The sequence below is a fragment of the Methanosarcina sp. 1.H.T.1A.1 genome, assembly GCF_000979295.1.
GTDB lineage: Archaea > Halobacteriota > Methanosarcinia > Methanosarcinales > Methanosarcinaceae > Methanosarcina.
The window spans coordinates 1-22,009 of record NZ_JJQY01000149.1 but is presented as its reverse complement, the minus strand read 5'-3'; the positions used below and the strand labels follow the sequence as shown (position 1 = coordinate 22,009).

16 protein-coding genes are annotated in these 22,009 nt (G+C 43.1%); 4 read left to right on the top strand and 12 right to left on the bottom strand.

Annotated elements, in window-relative coordinates:
• Window positions 1–129 precede the first annotated feature (129 nt).
• Complete coding sequence (locus EO95_RS15365) at window positions 130–2,418, top strand: hypothetical protein (protein ID WP_048136156.1); 2,289 nt, start codon at window positions 130–132, stop codon at window positions 2,416–2,418.
• A gap of 249 nt (window positions 2,419–2,667) precedes the next feature.
• Here the strand turns inward: EO95_RS15365 and EO95_RS15360 are convergent, their stop codons facing one another.
• Both EO95_RS15360 and EO95_RS15355 read right to left on the bottom strand, forming a co-directional pair.
• Entirely contained in the window at window positions 2,668–4,527 is a 1,860-nt protein-coding gene (locus EO95_RS15360; protein WP_048136154.1) for a tetratricopeptide repeat protein, read from the bottom strand.
• A gap of 147 nt (window positions 4,528–4,674) precedes the next feature.
• Window positions 4,675–5,229, bottom strand: coding sequence for a CRISPR-associated endonuclease Cas1 (locus EO95_RS15355; RefSeq protein WP_082106080.1), 555 nt, complete (start codon window positions 5,227–5,229; stop codon window positions 4,675–4,677).
• 959 nt (window positions 5,230–6,188) lie between these two features.
• Here EO95_RS15355 and EO95_RS15345 point away from each other — a divergent pair.
• Window positions 6,189–6,863 carry a hypothetical protein gene (locus EO95_RS15345; RefSeq protein WP_156164080.1) on the top strand — a complete coding sequence of 225 codons (675 nt, stop codon included), beginning with the start codon at window positions 6,189–6,191 and terminating at the stop codon, window positions 6,861–6,863.
• 262 nt (window positions 6,864–7,125) lie between these two features.
• Here the strand turns inward: EO95_RS15345 and EO95_RS15335 are convergent, their stop codons facing one another.
• The 7 genes from EO95_RS15335 to ala all read right to left on the bottom strand — a co-directional run bounded on the left by EO95_RS15335 (window position 7,126) and on the right by ala (window position 16,956).
• Window positions 7,126–8,754 (bottom strand): hypothetical protein, encoded by a 1,629-nt coding sequence (locus tag EO95_RS15335; protein ID WP_048136145.1) that lies wholly within the window; start codon window positions 8,752–8,754, stop codon window positions 7,126–7,128.
• Window positions 8,745–9,974: a Coenzyme F420 hydrogenase/dehydrogenase, beta subunit C-terminal domain gene (locus EO95_RS15330; RefSeq protein ID WP_048136143.1), complete on the bottom strand. Its 1,230-nt coding sequence runs from the start codon at window positions 9,972–9,974 to the stop codon at window positions 8,745–8,747. The genes EO95_RS15335 and EO95_RS15330 overlap by 10 nt, the downstream gene beginning before the upstream one ends.
• A gap of 1 nt (window position 9,975) precedes the next feature.
• A complete protein-coding gene (locus tag EO95_RS15325) occupies window positions 9,976–10,422 on the bottom strand; it encodes a hydrogenase iron-sulfur subunit (protein ID WP_048136140.1) in 447 nt (148 codons plus the stop codon).
• Window positions 10,422–13,466 carry a CoB--CoM heterodisulfide reductase iron-sulfur subunit A family protein gene (locus EO95_RS15320; RefSeq protein WP_048136138.1) on the bottom strand — a complete coding sequence of 1,015 codons (3,045 nt, stop codon included), beginning with the start codon at window positions 13,464–13,466 and terminating at the stop codon, window positions 10,422–10,424. Before EO95_RS15320 ends, EO95_RS15325 begins: the two co-directional genes overlap by 1 nt.
• 84 nt (window positions 13,467–13,550) lie before the next feature.
• The gene (gene hdrB / locus EO95_RS15315) at window positions 13,551–14,534 is read right to left on the bottom strand and encodes a CoB--CoM heterodisulfide reductase subunit B (protein WP_082106079.1); all 984 of its coding nucleotides are present in this window, start codon (window positions 14,532–14,534) and stop codon (window positions 13,551–13,553) included.
• 81 nt (window positions 14,535–14,615) lie between these two features.
• Window positions 14,616–15,155, bottom strand: coding sequence for a CoB--CoM heterodisulfide reductase subunit C (gene hdrC / locus EO95_RS15310; protein ID WP_048136136.1), 540 nt, complete (start codon window positions 15,153–15,155; stop codon window positions 14,616–14,618).
• Between the two features lie 820 nt (window positions 15,156–15,975).
• Window positions 15,976–16,956 (bottom strand): alanine dehydrogenase, encoded by a 981-nt coding sequence (gene ala / locus EO95_RS15305; RefSeq protein ID WP_048136205.1) that lies wholly within the window; start codon window positions 16,954–16,956, stop codon window positions 15,976–15,978.
• Window positions 16,957–17,182: 226 nt separating this feature from the next.
• Here ala and EO95_RS15300 point away from each other — a divergent pair, with 226 nt between their 5' ends.
• Window positions 17,183–17,884: a DUF434 domain-containing protein gene (locus EO95_RS15300; protein ID WP_048136134.1), complete on the top strand. Its 702-nt coding sequence runs from the start codon at window positions 17,183–17,185 to the stop codon at window positions 17,882–17,884.
• A 107-nt stretch (window positions 17,885–17,991) separates the two neighbouring features.
• On the opposite strand, the gene EO95_RS15295 is transcribed toward EO95_RS15300, so the two are convergent.
• The gene (locus EO95_RS15295) at window positions 17,992–19,044 is read right to left on the bottom strand and encodes a lipopolysaccharide assembly protein LapB (RefSeq protein ID WP_048136132.1); all 1,053 of its coding nucleotides are present in this window, start codon (window positions 19,042–19,044) and stop codon (window positions 17,992–17,994) included.
• Window positions 19,045–19,536: 492 nt separating this feature from the next.
• On the bottom strand, window positions 19,537–19,926 hold the full coding sequence (locus EO95_RS15290) for a hypothetical protein (RefSeq protein WP_235283058.1): 390 nt from the start codon (window positions 19,924–19,926) through the stop codon (window positions 19,537–19,539).
• A gap of 317 nt (window positions 19,927–20,243) precedes the next feature.
• Here EO95_RS15290 and EO95_RS15285 point away from each other — a divergent pair, with 317 nt between their 5' ends.
• Entirely contained in the window at window positions 20,244–21,089 is an 846-nt protein-coding gene (locus tag EO95_RS15285; protein WP_235283057.1) for a metallophosphoesterase, read from the top strand.
• A 279-nt stretch (window positions 21,090–21,368) separates the two neighbouring features.
• Here EO95_RS15285 and EO95_RS15280 read toward each other — a convergent pair.
• Window positions 21,369–22,009 (bottom strand): tetratricopeptide repeat protein (locus tag EO95_RS15280; RefSeq protein WP_048136130.1); only part of this gene is annotated, 641 nt, incomplete at its 5' end.

The following is a 22,009-nucleotide window of genomic DNA, read 5'->3' as shown; positions in this document are numbered from 1 at the left end:
AACTCTATAGGTGTAAGGTATTTAGCAGAAAACCTGAGCTTTGTTAATATTTACTTAGAAATACGTGATTCCTCATTTTTGAAATATATTCCTGAACCAGATTTAAGATTAGTACATAGCATACTTCAAATGCATCCTACCAAACCAGACATAAATAGAGAATCAATTGATAGATATGCAAAGTTTGTTCAAGATTCTCTAAATATCTCTTATGTGATGTGGTTTGAAAGTAAAGACGAACATCAAAAGCTTTCTATTCTAAACCATTACTATGAATTTACTTTAAATGATTCTGATATTAAGAAATTTATCAGTCTTCATGGAGAAGTGGAATTAATAAAAATTGCTCAATTAATGATGGATTATAGTTACTATTTCGAAGCTAAAAAATTATACGAGTTTTTGTGTGAACAATCAGTTTCAGAGGGTGAAAAAAGTGTTTATCTCTCTAATATGGCGTTTTGCTGTAGAGAGATTGGAGATTATGATTCGGCTATTCATAATCATCTTGAGAAATACAGAATGATTTGTGAAGCGGAAGATGAATTGAAAGACATTCATACAGCCTTTTATGGATCAAATTTTGATTCAAAAAATAATCAAGTTCCCAATATATCGGAGTTGAAAGAAATACTGTATTTTAAAGCCATATCAGCTAAAAATATCGCAGAAAGTTATCTTCATAAAGGAAATGAAGAGAAATTTCAAGAATATTTATCTTATTTTTATGAAATTGCTGATAAACTGGAAACAGATGTTAAAATTAACTTATATTTCAATATAGCATCTACATATCGCAGAGTTTACAAAAATAAAGAAGAATATAACACTTTACTAAAATGCAAAAGTTTACTGGAAGAGAAAGAAGACAATGAAATTAAAAAGCTAATTACAGAAAAAATAGACATCAGATTAAAAGAATATACTGTATACGTCGAATGTTCTTCTTCTAAAAAAGATGACAATGCTTTTGAAAAACTCATTCTTCAGGATAAACGCACTTTTTCAGAGAAATTTATCGAAAAAGGCAATGAACTATTTGGTACTTTTCAATTTGCTAAAGCCGTCGCTTATTTCAAAAGAGCAAATGAAATTTTGGAATCAAATGATTTGAATTTCAATATTGCTCGTTGCTATTTCTATTTATACCTACTGAACATAAAAAATGAAGACGAATCTAAAAGAATAGACTATTTAATCAATGCAAAAAACTGTCTGGCAGGAATTGAATCTCAAGATCTAATAAAAGCAGTAAATAAAGATGCATTATTGTTAAGAGGATTTACTTTTATTGCAGACGGCATCGAGACTCGTGAAATAGGATTCATGGCAATAGGTAGAGAACATTTGAAAAAATATATAATGTTTATCTATTCAATAAAATCTGAGACTCATGAATATATATTGCCTTCATTAAAAGAATGCTTGATTCTTTCACTACAATTTAAAAAGAAAAATGTTGTGAAGGGATTTTTTGAAGATTTGATCGTAGAAATAAAGAAGTACGAAAAAAGAGTTTCGCCGTATTTTTTGGTAGGTTACGTTCTCATAGATTATTTCATGGATGATATTGCGTCATACTTTATTGACAAAGGATTAACTGAAGAAAAAGAAGAAAATAAACGTTTAGATTTGCTAGATCTCAAAGCACATTTAAACTTGATTATGTCTAATGCAAAAGATGCAATAAAATGCTACGAAGAAGCTATTAAAATTAGTGATAAAGAACCAGAGTTATGGTTTAAATTATCTATTGCATATGCTCGTTCATTTCAATATACAAAAGCAATAGATTCGATGCATAAGTCAAGTGAATTAATGCAAGAAAATTCCGAAATATACAAAGAAGCACAGAGCTTGATAAAACAGTTTACTGAGTTGTCAAAAGAACAGCTTGAAATTGAATCATTGCCCGAAGATGAAGAACGGGTCAGATCTACTTTAATATCCGCAGAAGAAGAACTTTTAGAGCTTGATAATCTAGATTATTCTGGAGTACTTATGAAATACTCCAAAGCTATCCAAATAATTATGGAGGAAAACGTTTCAAAACCTATTAGAAACAAAATAAAAATCCGTAATAAAAATTTGAAAGACAAATATGTTAAAAACAAACAAAATCCGTTTATTTTTAAGAAAATATTGAATGAAAACAAGTCTGCAACTAGTAGTCAATGGAAAGGAATAAAATCAGACTTAAAAAACTCAAATCAAAACAAACTGTCTATCAAGATCAAAGAAGAATTGCTGAATATTTTAGATTCTGACATCATGGATACATTAGAATGTTTGGGTGAGATACTTAAGATTGATCGAAATAAAGGCTGCCATGATGATATAATCAGGCTAGATACTGCAACTGAAGTAAGGAACAGAGCTATCCCCTTCATGAACAAACTTATAAATTATTTCTATTGAGGCAAACGCCTTTATACATACCTAACCTTGACAAAGTTGCCAAGGTTTTATTTATTGTTAAAATGAGGATTTTTAAAGAGAGCTTAAGTATTAATTATTGAATGTAAACCATTTTCTCAAATGTTCTCTTCTAATAATCTGTTATCAAGCATTTATTGATAAAAAACAAAATTTTTTATTTTAGTATAATTTAAATGTAAAAAATCTGTTTCAACCTGAGTTTTAAAAGTTGAACTATACAAATATTAATTATTCTTGTGTATGTCTGTTGATTATTTCACAAAATTCTTCTGCTCTTTTATATGCTTCCAATGCTTTTTCTTCGTCGTTTAATTCTTTATAGACATTTCCTATAAGATACCAAACAAACCCATTACTGGGGTCAAGTCGCAAAGAGTGGTAATAAACTTCTAAACTATCTTTCCATCTTCCAATATTGCAAAGAGCAGTCCCCTTATTAGACCACGCAGTGGGATTATTAGGATTAATACTAATTGCTTTATCAAAACATTTTATTGCTTCATCGGGCTTTTTCAAATCACCATAAGCACTACCTTTACACATCCATGCAATATCGAAATTTGGTTCGATCTCTGTTGCCATATCGAAATATTCTATTGCTTCTGAATACTTACCAAGATTAGTAGCGAGAAGGTTTCCTACGTTATAGCATACTCTCGATTCTTTGGGATTAATTTCAATACATTTTTTATATGCTAACAATGCTTCCTCATACTCTCCCATGATATCTAGAATTTCACCTTTCTTTTGCCAGTAAATCGAACAATCAGGGTTAGTTTCTAGCAATTTGTCTATCGTTTCTAATTTTTTATGATTAAGTTTGGTAAGAAAAATATTTTTGCTTAATAAAGCATTGAAATCCCCTGGTCTCAGCTTAAGAGCGTCGTCTATAGCCTTAAGTGCTTTCTCATATTCATCTTGATTGCTATAGTCATACGCCATATATAGATAGTCATCGAAAGTTAATGTGATATTATCTTGATCAAAGTGCCTTAAGTTTTTATGATGTTTATTAAGATTTTCTTTATTTTCTAAAGGAGAACCTGCGTTCTTCTTCAGTTGTAAAACAGTATATCCCCAATGGTTCTGTAGTTCACTAACTTTTAGTAGATCTCTAGCTGGGAACAATAAAGACAACACAGGTAAGTTTGAAATTAAACTTTCTATTATCACATTAGATTTTCTGTCTTCAATATTATCCAAAGCTAATTTCCATAATTCGTCCCTGAAGCTTTGGATAATCTCCTCAATATTTGAATTTTCCGCACAAATATTTTGAGAATATTCTTCAATTTTATTTCGGAATTTGGATATACTTTTTAATCTTCGTATGTTAGAGATATTATTATAATCCAAACTATCAAAATTCGGGACTTCATATTTTAATACTCGATCAACAATATTATTTTTAGATCTTATCTGATCAAATTCGCTTAACTTTCGTTTTATATAACTAGAATATTCTTGCGTAATTATAGAAGAATTTGTTAAATAAGAAGCCAAAATATCTTCATTCATTAATTGAAGCAGACCAGGATAATTATGTTCGTCACCAGGGAATAAGGCGGCATTCTTTGAGATGTCCTCAATTTCTTTTTTATCAGTGTATAATTTGTTTTCCTGTATTAGAGAAGTGTATGTGTCGCTACCAAACATATTGTTCCATATAAATGGTGAGCTAACAAGCTTGATACAGCCGCTTTTATACAGATCCATTAAAAAACTCGATGCCTCGAGATCAATAGGGTTCATAAGATGCAAAATTTTACTATCGTCTAAGTTGGGTGGAAGGATGCCTATTACTATATTGCGAAATGTATCAATATCAAAAATAAATGTGTCATATAGAAGTGCATTTGTTTTAACTTGCCATGAATTGATAAAACCAGGGTAAGATCCACGTCCAAAATAACATTTAGTGTCTATATTTTTAAGAGCCTTAATTTCTTTACAATTTAAAACGTGAGCTTTATCTATAGATTTATAAAATTCTTTATAATTATTGATAAACTTCTCTTGATACTCTTCATCAAGATCAACAATACTTACTCGAAAAGTATTCCAAAATTTTTTACCCAAATTACTCATAAGTTCACCAATCTTAAAAAGGTATATTATGGCTCTTTTACTACTTCTCTTGATTTCGTTTTACTATTTACTGTAAATTTTACATATTTACATATTATACGTAAAACACACACATTTTTACATTTAACAGTAAAAGTATACACATTTTTACTTTTGACTTGAAACCAATGCTTCCCATTTATTCACCCTTTCCAGAACGTGAGCATTAAGAGTAAATGGTTTATCTGACTTGGCATTCTGCTTCATGTAATGCAAAGTACCTTTAGAAAACCCTAATTTCTTCCAATCAACATAAGAAATATTGAGAATCTTTTGCCTCATGTCATAAGAATCAATTCTCTCAATTTCATACTCAGGCTTAACAAAATCCAGTTTTTCCTTTTTGCTTGTGAGGTAATGAGCTAATTCTCTTGCCTTCAGAAAGATAACATAACTCCAGGTACTTTCTTTACCCTGATAACTCACCTTTTTATTCAGCATATTGGAAAACTCATTAACAATCTTCCTGGCTCCTGTAGGCTTTAGCCTGAGATTGTAATTCTCAGTCCTGATAAAGTATTTACTTTCCATAGATCCACTTTCAACCAGGCTGATAACTGCCAGATCAACAAGGAACCTGAAAGGCTCCTGAAGGTCATAGGCTAAGCTGTTTTTGCGGGGGTCATTTTGTGCAAAACTCTCTCCGCAAAAGCCGCGCCTAATTAATTATCGGGATTTGAGGTTCCAGCCAGTGATGATGTGAATGTCCGATCCGGCAGTGGCGGTAAGGATGAAGTCAAAAACAATTTCAAAAGAAAAAAAGTACAGCCTGAAATAAATTAAGGTCGCCTGTTAGAAGTTTTTGATGAGGTATGCAGCTTCTGTTTTTGTATGTACTGAGGGTAATAGACAGAAGAAACCAGGAGTTATGCAGTCAGAAAAAAGAAATATTGCAATGCTTTTTGAAATCCTGTGCCTGAAAAAAGGGTGTTGAGCGGTTAGGGGGTTAGAATATGGGGAGTATTTTTGAAAGAAAATTTGATACCATTTGGGGGCTTGGTATGCTTACTCGTAGAGGGCGATAATTCCCAGAGAGTTAACCACTCAACAGTACCTATTTTTGCTGCTAAGTATTTATGCCTTATGAATTAATCATACTGAACTAAGATCACTAAACTCCGACTTCAAAAATCCATAACTATCATTAAATAAATTGAATCTTCTTCACAAAAACCCTGGAAAAATGGAGAAGAATATCTAAAAATTTAATATATGAAAAACCTGCTGAATACAACAATTCCTCCAATCCCTTATTTTTACTTCGATTTCAAGAACCGCGGTTGTTTCCCTTCTGATTTCTACCTGATCTATAAGAATATCACAGGTAAGAGTCTCACTGGTCAGGCTTTACATGATTTACCTGGCCCCGAGTTTTATAGAAAAAGCTTCAGGAATCTGATCCGGTTTTCCCTTCTGTGTTAACACAATATCAAATTAAAATAATCTAAAGTTTTAAAGAGTGTTACACGCAGTTTAGTGTAAGCAAAAATTTTAAAACTAATGAAGTGTGATCTAATAATAAAAATGCTTTTCAAAGATAATTATGAGGAATCCCAACTTATAAAATATTATTGATTATATCTGCATGAAGAGCCAGGCAAACATTAATTGGAGGATTTATATTGAAATACGCATTTCAGAGAAAGACTCTCTTTATGATAATCTTGTTTTGTGCAACCGCAGGAATCTTAATAGCACCTGCATCTGCAGATGTTAAATACTGGAGCATATCTCCAGAAAATCCCAGCGTAGGAGACATTATAAAGATCTCCGGTGAAGCTGAATCCAAAGAAATAATTGAAGTATCTATTTTGCATGAAGAAATAGTTCCCGTTTCAGGGACAGGTTACGTTTATCAGATAAACAGTCTGAAGATCCCTCCGGCTGTACGTGGAGGAAAAAGTTTCTTTAGTGTCACAGCAAGTGGAGAAGATGACAGCGTTAAAGTAAAGGACATCAATGTAAGGGTAAAGAAGGGGAGATGGTTCTCCAGGCATGCTGATGCCTCAGACGATTTTGCGGGAATTTCCCAGTCGAATGTGCCTTCCTGGATGAACTATTTAGTGAAAATCGATGGAAATGTTCTCGAAAAATCAGAGGGCAATGTAATTCTTGCGTTCGAGTCCAGATACGAAGCTGCAAAAGCTGACAAGAAAGGGAATTTCAAATTCAGCTATGATACAAAATCCCTTCCCTCGGGCGACTACACAATAACAATAGGGGACGAAAAGAAAAAGTTCGACCTCAGCCCCGCAGAAGAATCCGTGGGAAAAAAGAAGCAGGCAAAATGCCTTTAAGCAGCTTCTTTAATCGCCGCTTTGAGTAATACGGCATTTAAATGAAAGGGGCAGCAGGAAAGAGGAATCAGGAAAGAGGAATCAGGAAAGAGGAAATTTGACTCCATAGAATCAGAAATAATTCTAAGGAGCCATTCTTTCACACCTTTTATCTGCTGCAAATTCATATTCTGTATTTTTATTTCTAGGACTTTATGCATGTTTATTTCTTTATGTTTATTTCAGGACTTTATGCGTGTTTATTCAGGACTTTTTTTATTCCTTAACGGGAAAGCTCCACCTCAGCCCCTTGAATGCCTGAAACCGGGAGCTTACGGGGAGAAAGTAAACAACCGTCCTCAATGTCCGAGACCCTGAACTTCACATCAACCGTCTTTTCTGAAGCCCTGATTTTTACATTGCCTCCCTTTACAAGCCCCAGCTTACGGACCATGCTAAGGTTCAGTTCGACAAAGTCGCTGCAGTCCTCAATGCCGTGCCACATGAAAGGGGACAGAGAATAAACGAGCGAAGCTGAAGAACATTCAGGACAGGATTCCTCCGGGCAGGAATCATAAATGGACATGGAACAGGCTTCCGGAACAGGTCCCTTTTTTGAACACGGGGTTTCAACTTCAGCCGACACCGGGAAAAATTCAGCGGGTGTCCGGAAGGCAAACTCATCTGCTTCCTTTAACCCGATGACTTCAAACACCTCTTTCCGGACCGATTCAAAATCGAGCTGTTTTCCGAAAGCTGCTGCCAGGCTGGAAAGTACATCAAAACCTGAAGTGGAGTTCCCGCCCGCCGAAAGAAGCCTTCCTTCCGCATTGAGTACTGTGCCCTGTTTGCGGTAAAAAGGTTCGGATGCGATTAATATGTCGGCAAGCCTGGAAAATTCTCCCTGTCCGGATGTCTGGACTATCAGGGTGTCCAGCTTCGAGAGAGCCTGTAATGCAGCCTCCCTGTCAGGAGCAAGTTCGAGAAGATCGGATTCTAGGCAGAAGAGAGCCTTTATTTTTCCGGAATTGATGTCCTCAAACAGCTTATCCAGAGTGTGCTGCTTTGTGTGGGCTGAAAGCAGCGCTGTTCCTGCAGAGTTTGCAAAGGGCCTGAGGAACAAGGAGTTTGCACCGGAAGCCTGCGCAAGGTCCAGGACTGCTTTAATATGTGCCGGATCGGAGTAAGGGTGAATATCGGCTATAAGCACGGCGTCCCGGGAAGGAGATAACGACTTTCCGTACTCTTCCGGCTTCAGGCAGAACTGCTCATCAGCAACAGGCAGATGTCTGGGACCTATGCAGACAACCTTCGCCCCGTTTTCTTTTGCCCTGAGAACCCTCCTGAGAAGCAGGGGATACTGGGAATAGGGGTCAACAAAGAGAAAGACCTGTTTTGCTTTTTCGAGCCCCTCAAGGGACATTCCCTGGAAAAGTGCAGAGTGCATTTTTGCCGGGAGTGAAGAGTAAATGCCCATCCCGGTCTCTACTCCGGCGCCAAACGCACCTGCAAGGGCTGAGAAAGCTTTCTGCTCTTCATTTGTAGTGTTTCCCACCGAAAAGAAAGCCAGGCGTTCTGCGGACACGGTTTTCAGAGCCTCGGATGCTGCTGATATAGCGGCTTTTAGCTCTGACTTCTGTCCTCTAACCATCGAGGCCTGAGGCTCTGTGTAAGCCTGAGGCTCTGTGTAAGCCTGAGGCTCTGTGTGGGCCTGAGGCTCTGTATAATAGACCGGAAGCTTCAGCCCGAACCTGCAAAGCTTGCCTGCATTTACCGGGGAGCTTTTCCGGAAGTCCACTGAAACCGAAGTTTCCCCGGTTCCTGAGACCATTTCCCTTATATAGAGCCCGCAGGCAAGCCCGCAGCCCGGACATATGCTTGAGTACACATTTTCCCTGTTTTTCACCTGCATGAACAGCCACCTCCTTCATTATCCTCATTGTCTTCGGGTTTCAGGGCAAAAAAAGGCGGGGTCCTGTCGGACATGCCCGGAAGGTACCTGTATTCTTTCTGGACGGGGACGGCAAAGCGCTGATAAAGGCGCGTGAGAGGGATTTCCGCGGGGCAGACGTCTTCACACTGCCCGCAGCCGATACAGGAATCCGAAAGGTGCAGGAAGCGCACCATATGGAAAAGGGACATTTTGTAGCTGTCTGCAAGGGACGAGTAAGCCGTACATTTGGAATCCTCTCCGCAGGTGCAAACCGGGCAGACTGCTTTGCAGGCCACGCAGTGGATACAGTTTTCAAGCTCCTTCCTGAAGTACTCGAAGCGTTCTTCCCCATTCTCAATCGGGGAAAAAACCTCAGCCTTCCGTTTCTCGCTCATCCTGAGCATTACCTTATTGACCTTTTCCCGGACAGAAATACTTTTTTCATCCGCCTGCATAACTTCGGCAAAGCCTGCACTGACAGCATTTCTGAGGAGCTCCACCCCTTTTTCAGTCATGACTTCCACAAAAGTGCCTCTGCCTGCAAGGTCGCCGGAAACACCCCAGTTCCCGCAGGCGAGGTCGGCATTTGTTGGGATCTTTACCTGGCAGTAGCGGCAGGAGTCTCTCCTCCCAAGCCCGTCGGCTTCAAGGTCGTCAATGGGAATTGCATGTTCTTTTCCGTCCTTTGTGAAGAAAACCAGCTTTCCTTTTACGATTTCTTCTCCTGCAATCTCTTCAGGCCCAAGCCTGTAGACGGTCTCAAGCATTCTCCGGACCTTTTCAGGGTGCATTGTGCCCCCGCAGTTAAGGCCTATAACGTAGGTGTCCTCAGGGGACAGAGCATTCCTTTTTGCCCTCTCGACAACGGCCCTTGCATCGCAGGGCTTTGCGGGAAGGGCTATTTTTCCGGAACAGGTTTCAGGCTTTAAGTACCTGGCAAGGTTTACGGGTACAGAGTGCATGGAACCTGCTGATTCCAGGACCTCTTTCACGTCAGAGGTAAACACCGGATAGGCTTCGAATTCGCTGACTTTTTTCAGGATGAGCACCCTGTCCACAAGCCCTGTTTCAAGGGCAGATGCGAGCACTGCTGTCACAAGCCCTCCTGAAGCTCCGCGCACCCGCACCTCTTCGGATGCAGCCCAGCCGAGCAGCCTGTCCCCGACTTTAATATCGGCAGCAGCTTTCAGTTCGGACATTTCAGGCCACCCCTTCGGGTTTTAAGACACATGGGCCAAGCTGCCTGACCTGTTCCGTAACCTTACGGACAACCTCGGCAAACTTTTCGCCTTCTGATGCCGAGATCCAGTTAAGCTGCAGCCTTTCTTCTTCCAGGCCGAGTTCTTTTAACATCGAACGCATGAAATTGAATTTTACAAGGGTCTTTTCATTTCCGTTTATGTAGTGGCAGTCCCCGAGGTGGCAGCCCGTAATCATCACGGCATCGGCTCCCTCAAGGAAAGCGGAGAATACATGCACAGGGTCTACCCTGCTCGAACACATCACGCGGATGATACGCATGCTCGCAGGCTGCTGGAAACGCCCGATTCCAGCACCGTCTGCACCTGCATAGGAACACCAGTTACAGCAGAACATTACAATCCTGGGTTCCCATGACTCAGAGATTTCGTTTTTGTCAGGTTCCATTAGCGGACCTCCTCAGAATAAGTAAAGACATCTTTCACCTGGGCAAGGAGCTGGTCATTTCTGAAATGCTGCTGGTCGAGCGCACCTGTCGGGCAGCTCATCGCACAGGCCCCGCAGCCCTTGCAGAGGGCAGGATTAACCCCGGATTTCCTTGCCTTATAAGAAATGCCCTGTTTTTCGATCCATACTTCCTTTAAGCTGATCGCCCCGTAAGGGCAGACCGCTTCACATGCCCCGCAGCCCACGCAGAGGTCGGCATTGACTTTTGAGATGACAGCACTTGATTCCAGAGACTTTCTGGAAAGGATTGTACATGCCCTCGAAGCCGCAGCTGCTGCCTGGGCGATGCTTTCGTCTACAAGTTTGGGAGCCTGTGCTGTCCCGCAGAGGAAGACCCCTTCGGTTGCAAAGTCCACAGGCCTCAACTTTATGTGGACTTCCAGGAAAAAGCCGTTTGAGTCCAGAGGGACCTTGAACATAGGAGCAATCTGCCTGTTTGTGGCAGGAGCTACAAGCGGAGCGCTCAGGACTACAAGGTCGGCATCGATTTCCAGGTCAAAACCCGTAATCTCGTCATATACGCGGACCTCTTTCTCCCCTATCCAGGGCAGCCGGGTGTCGGAGTAAGCAATAAAGCGGACTCCTGCAGCCCTTGCTCTTGAATAGAGCTCTTCCCATGCCCCATAAGTACGCATTTCCCTGTACAGCACATGCACGGTAGCCGACGGGTCCATTTTCTTGATGCGGAGCGCGTTTTTAACTGCAGTTATACAGCAGACCCTGGAACAATACGGGCGCTCTTTGTTCCTGCTTCCGGCACACTGGACCATTACCACATGTTTTGCCTTAAAATCGCCTTCGAGCTTCGCTTCAAGTTCGGACTGGGTGATAACATTCGGGAATTCCCCGTAACTGAAGTATCCTGCAGGTGAAAGCTCCTCGGCTCCTGTTGCAATAACCGCAACAGCAAACTTAACTTCCTGTTCCCTGCCTGCTGTATCCCTGACCCGGCCTTTGAAGTTTCCAACCGAGCCGCTGACCTCGACCAGTTCGGAACCTGTCAGGACTTTGATAAGAGGATGAACCCTGACCTTCTCGATAAGAGGGATAAGGATTTCCCTGGTTTTCCTGCCGTCCTGAAGGGCTGTTACATCCCTGAGGAGGCCTCCGAGTTCGGCTTCTTTTTCCACAATCAGGACTTCAAACCCGTTTTCTGCGATCTCGAGAGCTGCATTCAGGCCTGAGATTCCACCCCCAAGCACCAGGGCATTATGCCCGAGCGAAAGTTCCTGTTTATAAAGTGGAGCAAGGTGCCTGATCCTGGAAACCCCCATCCTTACGATATCCTTTGCCTTCTCAGTGGCTTTTTCAGGCTCCTGCTGGTGAATCCAGGAACAGTGTTCTCTGATGTTTACAAGCTCAAAGAGGTAGGGGTTCAGCCCTGCGTCCCTGCAGCTTTCCTGAAAGAGGGGTTCGTGAGTTCTCGGAGTGCAGGAGGCAACAAGTACCCTGTTCAGCCCGTGTTCCGCGATCATTTCCTTGATCCGCTCCTGGGCATCTTCGGAGCAGGCATACATTTCCTCTCTTGCAACTGCCACATTTTCGAGCGTGCCGGCATAACGGACCACTTCAGGGACGTTAACAAAGCCTCCTATGTTCGTGCCGCAGTGGCAGACAACCACGCCTACCTTCGGTTCGCCTTCTACAACCTTTTCAGGAGGGAACTCTTTTTTGCTTTCCAGAGTCCCGCGGGCAGAAGAGAGCAGAGCCCCGGCTTTTGCGGCAGCCCCGCTTGCCTGAGCCACGGTATCCGGAATATCTTTTGGCCCCTGCACAGCGCCTGCAGCGAAAACTCCAGGCCTGTTCGTGCTCATCGGGTCCTCTATTGGAGTACTGATAAATCCGGCTCCCGTAAGCCCGACCCCTGCAATCCTGGCAAGTTCTTTACCTGACTCGGAAGCCCCTATACCTATGGAGAGGACGACCATATCGAACTCTTCGTGGGCTATGCTGCCGTCCTCTTCTTCATATGGGATCCTCAATTCGCCTTTCAGAGGGTCGGCTTCAACACAGGAAGGGCGGGAACGGATGAAACGGACTTTTTTCTCGTTTTTTGCCCGCTGGTAAAATTCCTCAAAGCCTTTTCCGAAAGCCCTGATATCGATATTGAAGATTGCACATTCAATCTTCGGGTCGTGCTCTTTTGCAATCACGGCCTGCTTTACGGCGTACATGCAGCAGACCGAAGAGCAGTACTTTCTCGATAATTTCTGGTTCCTTGACCCCACACACTGGATAAAAGCAATCTTCTTTGGCTCCTTTCCTTTCGAGGTCTGGAGATGCCCGTGGTAGGGTCCGGAAGCATTCAGAAGCCTCTCAAACTGGAGGGAGGTTACAACATCGGGGTGCTCAGGCCTGTAAGCCTCAAGTCCTGCCGGGTTAAACGCCTCAAAACCAGCAGCAAGAATTACAGCTCCGACCTTGAGGGAAAGTTCGAGGTCCTTCTGGGTGTAGTCAACAGCTCCTCGCTTGCAGACCTTTGCACAGTTTCCGCATTTTCCTTTGTTAAGGTAGATGCAATTATCAGGGTCAATGGTCATTACCCTTGGAACAGCCTGTGGAAAAGCGAGATAAATTGCTTTCCTCGGGGCAAGCCCTTCATTGAACCTGTCTGAGACTTTTTTCGGGCATTTTTCAATACAGTCCCCGCAGCCCGTACACTTAGTCTCATCTACGTATCTGGCTTTTTTCTTGAGTTTTACTGTAAAGTCCCCTGCAACTCCGTCAATGGCAAGGACTTCACTGTATGCGAGCAGCTCTATGTTCGGGTGCCTGCTGGCTTCCACAAGCTTGGGAGAAAGGATGCAGGCTGCACAGTCCGAAGTCGGGAACGTCTTGTCAAGCTGGGCCATTTTTCCCCCAATTGTCGGCCCGGACTCGATAAGGTAAACTTTATACCCGCTATTTGCAAGGTCAAGGGAAGCCTGTACCCCGGCTATCCCTCCACCGACGACAGCAACTGCCCCGGTTATGTCCGTTTTCATGCTTTCAGCTCCTACAGATGTTTTTCAGATAAATTCGGCTTCAACACATTGTTTTTCAGCTTTTACTCCAGAGAAGCCTGAAGCTCATGTCGGCACTCCGCCCTTTTCAAGCCCGGTACCTGCACCGAGTTTCCTGCCCGGAAACCTGCTTTCGGCTCTTTCTCCGAGCTTTGTATAGAACTCGCTGTTCTGGATGCGGTTTAAGTGAATGCCCAGTTCTTCAGGGGAATACCCAAGAGCAAGCCCGAGGAGCTGGGAGTAATGGAGTACCGGGATATTGAACTCCTTTCCCAGGCGGTCTGCAAGCTCAATCTGCCCCTGGTCGAACTGAAGGTGGCAGAAAGGACAGGCATCCACGATGCAGTCCACATTTGCGCTCTGCATGTGCTCGAGCTTTTTTTCGGTAAGTGCAAGAGCCACGTCCAGAACGGCAGACCGGGCTCCTCCACCTGCTCCGCAGCAGGCTGTTTTGTCTTCATATTCCACGCTGCGGGCTCCTGTAGCTTCTACCAGTTCGTCAAAAAAAGAGGGGTTTTCCGCGCTTCCGAGTTTTCTTTCATGGGACGGCTTTATCAGGTGGCAGCCGTAGTGCACTGCGACCCTGAGGTCGAGAGGGTGTGTGACTGCATCCCGGACTTTTTCGGGACTGACTTCCCTGAACAGGTATTCGACTATGTGCCTGACCTCAATCTTCCCGGAAAACTCCTTTCCGATCTCAGAAAGTTTCTCATTGACCCCGGCTTTTGCCTCAGGGTCTTCTTTTAAGATCCGGTTAGTGTCTGCAAGCGTGGCATAACAGCCGTTGCACACGGTAAGGATGTCCGCATCCAGAGATTCCGAAAGACAGAGGTTCCGGCTTGCAAGGGTAAGCCAGGTCTTTTTGTCAAAGGACTGGAAAACTCCGGGAGCAGGGCAGCAGGAAGCTCCTTCAAGTTCCTTTAAGGAAATTCCAAGCCGTTCCATTACTTTCCGGGTGGCACTTTCAATACCAGGATAACGGTTTGGGGCAATACAACCTAAAAAGAGAGAAAGGTTACGTTTTGAATTATCTGTAATGTTTTTCGTCATGTTTTCAGCTTCTTATCGCAAATTCGTGTTTCAGGCTGATTTGTGTTTCAGGCTGATTTGTGTTTCAGGCTGATTTGTGTTTCAGGCTAAAGACTGCTGGTCAAACCCGATAAGCCTGTCAAACCCGCAGGCTTTAATGAGATGCCTTACTTCTTCAAGGGCTTCCGGGCAGGAGTGTACGGTTCCGGGCAGTTCGTCCAGTTCAAGCTCTTTTCGCTTTTTCCTGTTCTGCTCATCAATCGGAACACCATGCCCAGTACGCATCACGTACTCTGCGATTTTTTTATGAGCTGGAAGCATGACACCGTTTTTTACGGCAATACTTCGAAGCTTAAGCATGGTGTCCACGGTTTTTACTCCCTCTGGGCATCGTTCTTGACACCTGAAGCAGGTAGTGCAGTACCAGAGGTGCTCGCTGTTGAGCACACGGTCCCGCAGCCCCATTGCAGACATGCGCAGAAGTTTTTTTATGTTGTACTGAGGTACAACATCGGTAACCGGGCAGCCTGTAGAGCAGCCCTTACAGTTAAAACACATCAGAATCTTTTCGGCTCCGGTCTCCTCTTTGATCTCCTCAAAAAAGGTAGGATCGGATTCTGAGGTTTTTATAGGGTGTTTCATAGATTCATCCCTGATACAACTCTTAATATTTGACGTAAATAAGCAATTTTTCAGATTTTAGATGATTTTTCATATAGATGATTTTTCAGATTTTGGATAATTCTTCAAATTTTTTGCCCGTTCTCAGGAAAGCACTCATGCAATGTGTACAATTTCATACATTGACCTTCGCTACCTGAAAAAGGCAGGTTAAACAGGCCCCCTGTTCAGAAATCATCTTCAGGAAGTCGGGGGGTAATAATATAATAATATACTTAAAAGTTTCGCATATTTATCATGATAAATAATTATAAATATAGCAAAAATAAATATTTAAATAAAGATATATCAAGTGGCTGCAACTCATTTGAAAAAAATACAAATTAAAAAAATTGAATACTGACCGACGGTGAAAATTTTTAAAAATAGTAAAGAAAGTTCAAAATTATAGAAAACTGGAACAGAGCAAAAAATAGAGTGTAGATGGTGAAATTGCGTCTCCTATTTTTTTGCGGGAAAAGCCGTTTACAGGCTAACGGAACAATACCCAGGATATTGTCTCTATTAATTACGGCACTGGTACAAGATTTGTTTTTTAATCTGGTTGGCAGGCAGGCTCCGGCTCCGCGCGGCGCAGGGAAAGAAAACTGAGGTATTCCTTTTCCGGATTCCGGATAGATAAACCAGTTAATCGGAGACTACCGAAAAAATAGATAAATTGAAAAAAGTGCAGAGACAGAAAGTAGAAAATAGAAAAAGAGTAAAACCGTAAGAAGTAGAAAATAGAAAATAGAAAAAGAGTAAAACCGTAAGAAGTAGAAAAGGAAATAGTAAACAGGTTTCAGAACATCCGGACCTGTCTGCCAAGCCCTTCCCGGACTGCCCTCTCATAAACCATATGTGCAGTTGCGACGTCCTGAATCGCAAGCCCCGTGGAGTCGAAGATCGTAATTTCCTCTTCACTCGTCCTGCCGGGTTTGAGATCGGCGATAATTTCTCCAAGCTGGGCGTGAATGTCATTTTCCGAGATGTAGTGCTTTGAAAGGGGTACGTTTACTTCCCCTGAATGGAGCGCCTGTACCATATCATCGACAATGATCTTGGAGCGGAGGAGGAGTTCGGGGTCGAGTTCTTCTTTTCCTACAGCGTCTGCCCCTATTGCGTTTATATGGGTCCCTTCTTTAATCCAGCTGGCTTTTACGATTGGTTTTCTTGTTGGGGTTGTCGTGACCAGTATATCGCAGTCGCAGACCTTTTCAATGCTTTCCTCATACTGGATTTCACAGGGCACGAAGTCTGCCATTTCCCGGATAAATTGTTCACAGCTTTCTTTTGTCCTGGAATTGATTTTCACAGTTTCGGGCTCAAAAACTTCACAGAGGGCTTCAAGCTGCGTCCTTGCCTGGTTTCCCGCACCTACAAGACCGATAATTTTAGAGTCCTTTCTTGCAAGGTATTTTGCAGCAATCCCTCCGGCTGCTCCTGTCCGGATGTCGGTAAGGTAAGTCCCGTCCATAATTGCCACAGGGGCTCCGGTTTCTGGGGAAATGAGAATAATTAGCGCCATTACTGTAGGAAGGCCGAGCGTGGGGTTTCCGGGATGGACGTTTACGATTTTTACGCCTGTAATGTCCTCTTCTTCAAGATATGCAGGCATTGTCCTCAGGTCGCCGTTGTAAGCTGTATAGTAAAGATAGGATTTGGGGGGCATCTGCACCTTGCCAAGCCCATGCTGTCTAAAAGCTCTTTCCACTACCTGCATATCAGAATGCATATCCACAACGCTTTTTACCTCTTCCTGAGACAGCCACAAAACTTCCATAACAGAACCCTCCACCGGAGCCATAGACCTTCCTCACATCCGAACCGTAAGCTGGCTTCCGGCTGAAAACCAGGCTTAACTCGAATAAAACCGGAATAAAAACCGGCAAGCAAACAGTCACATCGATTGCCAGGCAGCACAAATTGCTATTTTTATTCGCGCAAATATGTATATATAACATATATCTTCACTCATTTAAAGAACTTCCTTCCTTAAAGGAGAAATTATGCAAGAGAGTTCTGCTGCTTTTTCCGGATCCTACCTGAAAGAAAAACTGCTGAAGCCCGCCAGAGACATAAGAAGCATTCTGCGCTGGGGTTATCCTAAATTTGCAACCATCCGCTTCGTGGCTGACCACTCTCAGCTCAGTGTCAAGGAACGAAATATTCTCACAAGGGTGATTATGCCCCCGGATAAAGTCGTATCCAGAGTCAGGAAAAAAATAGCCTGTGACGGTATAAGAGATAGGGACCTCCTCCTTGACGGGTACAATGTCCTCCTCAGCGTGGACAGCCTGCTGAAAAACGAGCCCATGTGGTTCTGCGACGACGGATATATCAGGGACACCCGCTATTACTTTAGCAAGGCACGCCAGGCTGAAGATATCGAGGAGGCTCTGGATTCTGTTCTTGAATTTTTATCAGAAGCTCGCCCGAAGTCAGTAACCTTCTTGCTTGATGCCCAGATCAGCCGGAGCGGAGAACTTGCCGGCTTTATCCGCCGCAAACTCAAAGAACATGGGATTTCGGGCGAGGCTCGGACCTCAAAAACTGCGGATTTCGACCTGAAAACCGAAGGCAGAAATTCCGAAAATAACCTCGTTGTCGCAACCTCCGACGGAATCGTAATTGACTCAGTCCTTCAGGTACTTGATATTCCGGCTTGCCTCATGGAAAAAATAGGAATTGAGCCTGTGAGGCTGTATTAAATTAGGGCTCTACTAACCTGAGGCTCTACTAATCTGAAGCGCTACTAATCTGAAGCGCTACTAATCTGAAATTGTACTTGACTGAGCAGGCAAGATTCATTAATTAATTACCAGAAACTCTGTCTGGAATATTCTGCCTGCCTGTAGATTTCTTCAGCTTCTGCATACTGCCCTTTTTCTTTCAGCAGATCTCCGTATCCGCAAAGGCTTCCAAAATGTCCGGGATCGAGTTCAAGGGCTTTTTTGTACTGGACCTCGGCTTCGTGCCTGTGCCCGAACCTGGCAAGCAGCTTTGCATATTCACAATGAGTTTCCACATCCCCGGGGTCAATTTTAAGGGCATACCTGAAGTGCACCCTTGCCCCATGAATAATTCCATGGTCTGCAAGCAGACGGGCATAGAACAGGTGGAGCTTCGGGCTTTCCGGGTCTGCTTTGAGGGCTTCTATGTAGTGGGCTTCAGCTTCCAGAGGCTCCCCTTTTTCATTAAGGAGGCGGGCGTAGCGGAAATTGGACTCCACATGCCCGGGATCAAGTTCAAGCGCCCGGATATAATGGTAATTAGCTTCGGTTTTTTGCCCGCATTTGTAAAGCAAAATTCCATACCCGCAGTGAGCCTCTACATGCCTCGGATCAAGGAGAAGGGCTTTTTTGTACGCTTCTTCAGCGCCGTCCAGGTCCTGAAGCCTGTAAAGCAGGCAGCCGTAATTGCAGAGCGTATCAACATGGAAAGGGTGGATTTCAAGGGCTCTTTCATACTGGACTCTTGCAGCATCAAGTTTCCCGAGTTCGGCTAGCATAGCTCCGTATCCGCAGAGAGCTTCTATATTTTCCGGGTTTTCCTCAAGCACCTCTTCAAATTCCCTTGCAGCAAGGTCCTCAAGCCCCAGCAAAGAAGCTGTTTTCCCCGCCTCCATGTGGGCTTCTTCCCGCATTTTCCCTGATAAAAGTAACGCGCATGCCCTGGAAAATGCATACTTTTCCCTGTACATCTTATCGTTGCCGAAAATAAAGGAGAGTTTCAGCAGAGTCTCTGTCAAAAGCGAGTGCTCACGTGAAAAAGAAATGACAAACTCAACGACCTCATCGAGATCACATTTATCTTCTGCAACCTTTTCGATTACATGAAAAACCAGCTTGTCTACGGCATCTATATCCATGCCCAAAACCTCCTAAATTTTACCTATACAGTTAATTTATTTGGCAGGCTATAAATAAATACCCATTTATATTCGTCCGATTATTGTACGTGCAGTTGTTTGGTTTTACTTAAAAACATTATTATATTTATGGAGTACAGTATAAATAAATGTGGTTTTACTATATTGATTTCAAAACGAGTACGTTCAGGATTTTAAGATATGCTTAGTTGTTCACCATCAATTGGGCGATATATCTCATTTTGAGGCTGCTGCATAGCACCCACAGCACCACCCACAAATCCACCTATATACGATTTTCCGCATCAAGCGGTTTTGCAAGACCACACCAGGGCTAATCAAAAATAGCAAATGGGCTGGTACGATTCCCCACTTTTCTCCACAAGTTATCTTTCACTATTCTCGTCATGTACCTCGCGAGTTCTGGATCGACCTGCCAGCCAGATGAAGTAACTAATTGAAAGTCAGTGCCGCAAATATCCGATCACTAAATTAAACCCGGCTCACACGCAAACTGTACCTTGTTTCCACGTCATACATGCCCTCAAGTTCTTCTTCGGTCAGGAAACCTTTCTCTATTAGCTTACTGAGGTTCTTCCTGTCTACTGATTCGACCATATCCCAGAGTTCACGCTCCACAAGATAAGGCTTTAGCTTATTAATGTGCCAGAGTTTCCAGTCCGCCCTGTGCCGCCTGAGCTCCACATGCCCTATTCTCAGGACATCAATTTCTTTTTCCGCAAAGGTATTCATAATGCGGGCTCTAAGTTCTTCCCGCCTCTTTTCCAGAATAGATATTGCAGAGACAAGCTCTTCATACTCAAGCGCAACATCGGCAAGGTCCATCTCTTCGGGGTCCTGCTCACTGATATCAAGTTCCATTGTCCTGTACTCCCGTTCAGATCCTTGAACTTCACATATCTATTGTCTCTCATTCTTTATTCTTTAACCGCTTTTTCCTGCATTCGATATTTCCTGCTATCGGTCTTTCCTGCTTGAACTGGTTTTTCCTGTTTTAGTATATGCAGGTAATCAGGCTTAATAGCTGCACATTCTTGCAGGAATTTATTATTGAATATGAGCTGCAGACTGACCTTTTGTATCTGGCTCAGAAATGCTTATCGAGTAAAACTCCCTCTAATCTCATTAGAAAAATTTCCGACAGGCGGTCTTTACAATCTTTAAAACCTCTTCAGACATTGTTTAATTGGATTTATCGGGGTGGTTCCATAAAATCAGCAAATGACCTTGAGAAAGCAAAAACAAAAGAAGAACTGCGCCTTCTCCTCCCGAAGATAAATAACGTACTTGAGTCCGAACCTGCCGTGCTCCGGATTGACCCGGCATTTACGGAGTCTATTATGCTTATCGGAGATATCCACGGGGACCTTGATGCCCTTAACTTTGTAATAGGAATGAGAGAAGAACTTGGCTGTAAATACATGCTTTTTCTGGGAGATTATGTGGACCGCGGGATGCAGGGCACAGAAGTCCTTATAAGGCTTTTCCGGCTGAAACTTGAGGAGCCTCAAAACATTTTCCTGCTCAGAGGGAACCATGAAACCGTGGATATGAACCTCTATTACGGCTTTTTTGAGGAAATTGGCTTTGATCAGGGTTTTCTCCTGAATGTAAGCAGGACATATGACAGGCTGCCGGTAGCAGCAATAATCTCGGGGCATACCTTCTGCGTGCACGGAGGAATCAATGGAACCGAGAGTGTTGATACCATCACAAAAGAAGGCGCTTTTCCTTATCTATGGAATGATCCCTCGAACCGTCCGGGGCTGAGCACTTCATCAAGAGGTTCTACTGTTAAGGAATTCGGGCCTGATATTGTTGACGGCTTTTTAGAAACAAATGGTTTGAAAAAGATTGTGAGAGGGCATACAGCTCTCAGAACCGGATATGAATGGTGGTTCGACGGGAAACTGCTTTCCCTATTTTCCTGCCCTGATTATGTGGGGCTCGGAAACGCTGCTGCTTTTGCCTTAATCGAGAAAGGAGAACTGAAAATTATTGCCTTTGGAAATCGGTCTCAGTAAAACCGAAAATTTGGCCTGAACAGGAAAGAAAAAGCCGGATTAAAGCAAAAAATCAGTTAAAATCAATGAAAAGTTGCTCCAGCCTGAGTCACTACTTCAAACTGGAGTCATTATATATGCCGGATTGTCGATAGTTGTTATTTTTGAATGCCGGAATATTTTGGTTTGGATTATGTGGTTATATTTGATGCTTAGATTTGATGCTTAGATTTGATGCTTACATTTGATGCTTACATTTGATGCTTACATTTGATGCTTACATTTGATGCTTAATTGCTCTTAATCCAGAATAATCCAGGAATCGGTCATTTTGTTCCCTATATCCGGGTCGAGTTGCATTGCTTTTGTATACTGGATTTTAGCTTCGTCAAACCGACTCATTTTTCTCATGAGCAGTCCGTAGTTGTAGTGGAGTGGAGGATAATATGGATTGAGAGCAAGGGCTTTCTTGTATTCGTCCTCTGCTTCAGGTAAGCGCCCGAGTTCCGAAAGGAGGTTTCCGTAGCTGTAATGTCCCTCAACGCTTTCCGGGTCAAGACTTAGAGCTTTTTTGTATTCCATTTCAGCTTCGTACCTTCTTCCAAAGCGGGCAAGGAGGTTTGCATAGTTTGAGTGGACTTTTGCATCGTTCTGGTCAAGGGCAAGGGCTTCCATATACTGTTCTTCAGCTTCCGAGACCCTGCCTTCCCTTGCGAGGAGGTTTCCGTAGTTGAACAGAGTTCTCCTGTGCCTGGGGTTAAGGGAAAGGGCCTTCCTGTACTCGACCTCGGCTTCCGAAGAGCGCCCAAGGAAAGAGAGCAAAACCCCGAAGTTGTGGTGGAGGCTTGGGTCTTCGGGGTCCAGCTTCATGGCAAGTCTGTATTCTTTCTCGGCGTCCCTGAGCCTGTCTCTTATACACATCTCCGAGCCCACGAGACGGA

Coding starts and splice junctions, on each gene's coding strand:
- EO95_RS15365 (WP_048136156.1), top strand. CDS start 130: ATGCATCCTACCAAACCAGACATAAATAGAGAATCAATTGATAGATAT.
- EO95_RS15360 (WP_048136154.1), bottom strand. CDS start 4,527: ATGAGTAATTTGGGTAAAAAATTTTGGAATACTTTTCGAGTAAGTATT.
- EO95_RS15335 (WP_048136145.1), bottom strand. CDS start 8,754: ATGCAGGTGAAAAACAGGGAAAATGTGTACTCAAGCATATGTCCGGGC.
- EO95_RS15330 (WP_048136143.1), bottom strand. CDS start 9,974: ATGTCCGAACTGAAAGCTGCTGCCGATATTAAAGTCGGGGACAGGCTG.
- EO95_RS15325 (WP_048136140.1), bottom strand. CDS start 10,422: ATGGAACCTGACAAAAACGAAATCTCTGAGTCATGGGAACCCAGGATT.
- EO95_RS15320 (WP_048136138.1), bottom strand. CDS start 13,466: ATGAAAACGGACATAACCGGGGCAGTTGCTGTCGTCGGTGGAGGGATA.
- hdrB (WP_082106079.1), bottom strand. CDS start 14,534: ATGACGAAAAACATTACAGATAATTCAAAACGTAACCTTTCTCTCTTT.
- hdrC (WP_048136136.1), bottom strand. CDS start 15,155: ATGAAACACCCTATAAAAACCTCAGAATCCGATCCTACCTTTTTTGAG.
- ala (WP_048136205.1), bottom strand. CDS start 16,956: ATGGAAGTTTTGTGGCTGTCTCAGGAAGAGGTAAAAAGCGTTGTGGAT.
- EO95_RS15300 (WP_048136134.1), top strand. CDS start 17,183: ATGCAAGAGAGTTCTGCTGCTTTTTCCGGATCCTACCTGAAAGAAAAA.
- EO95_RS15295 (WP_048136132.1), bottom strand. CDS start 19,044: ATGGATATAGATGCCGTAGACAAGCTGGTTTTTCATGTAATCGAAAAG.
- EO95_RS15290 (WP_235283058.1), bottom strand. CDS start 19,926: ATGGAACTTGATATCAGTGAGCAGGACCCCGAAGAGATGGACCTTGCC.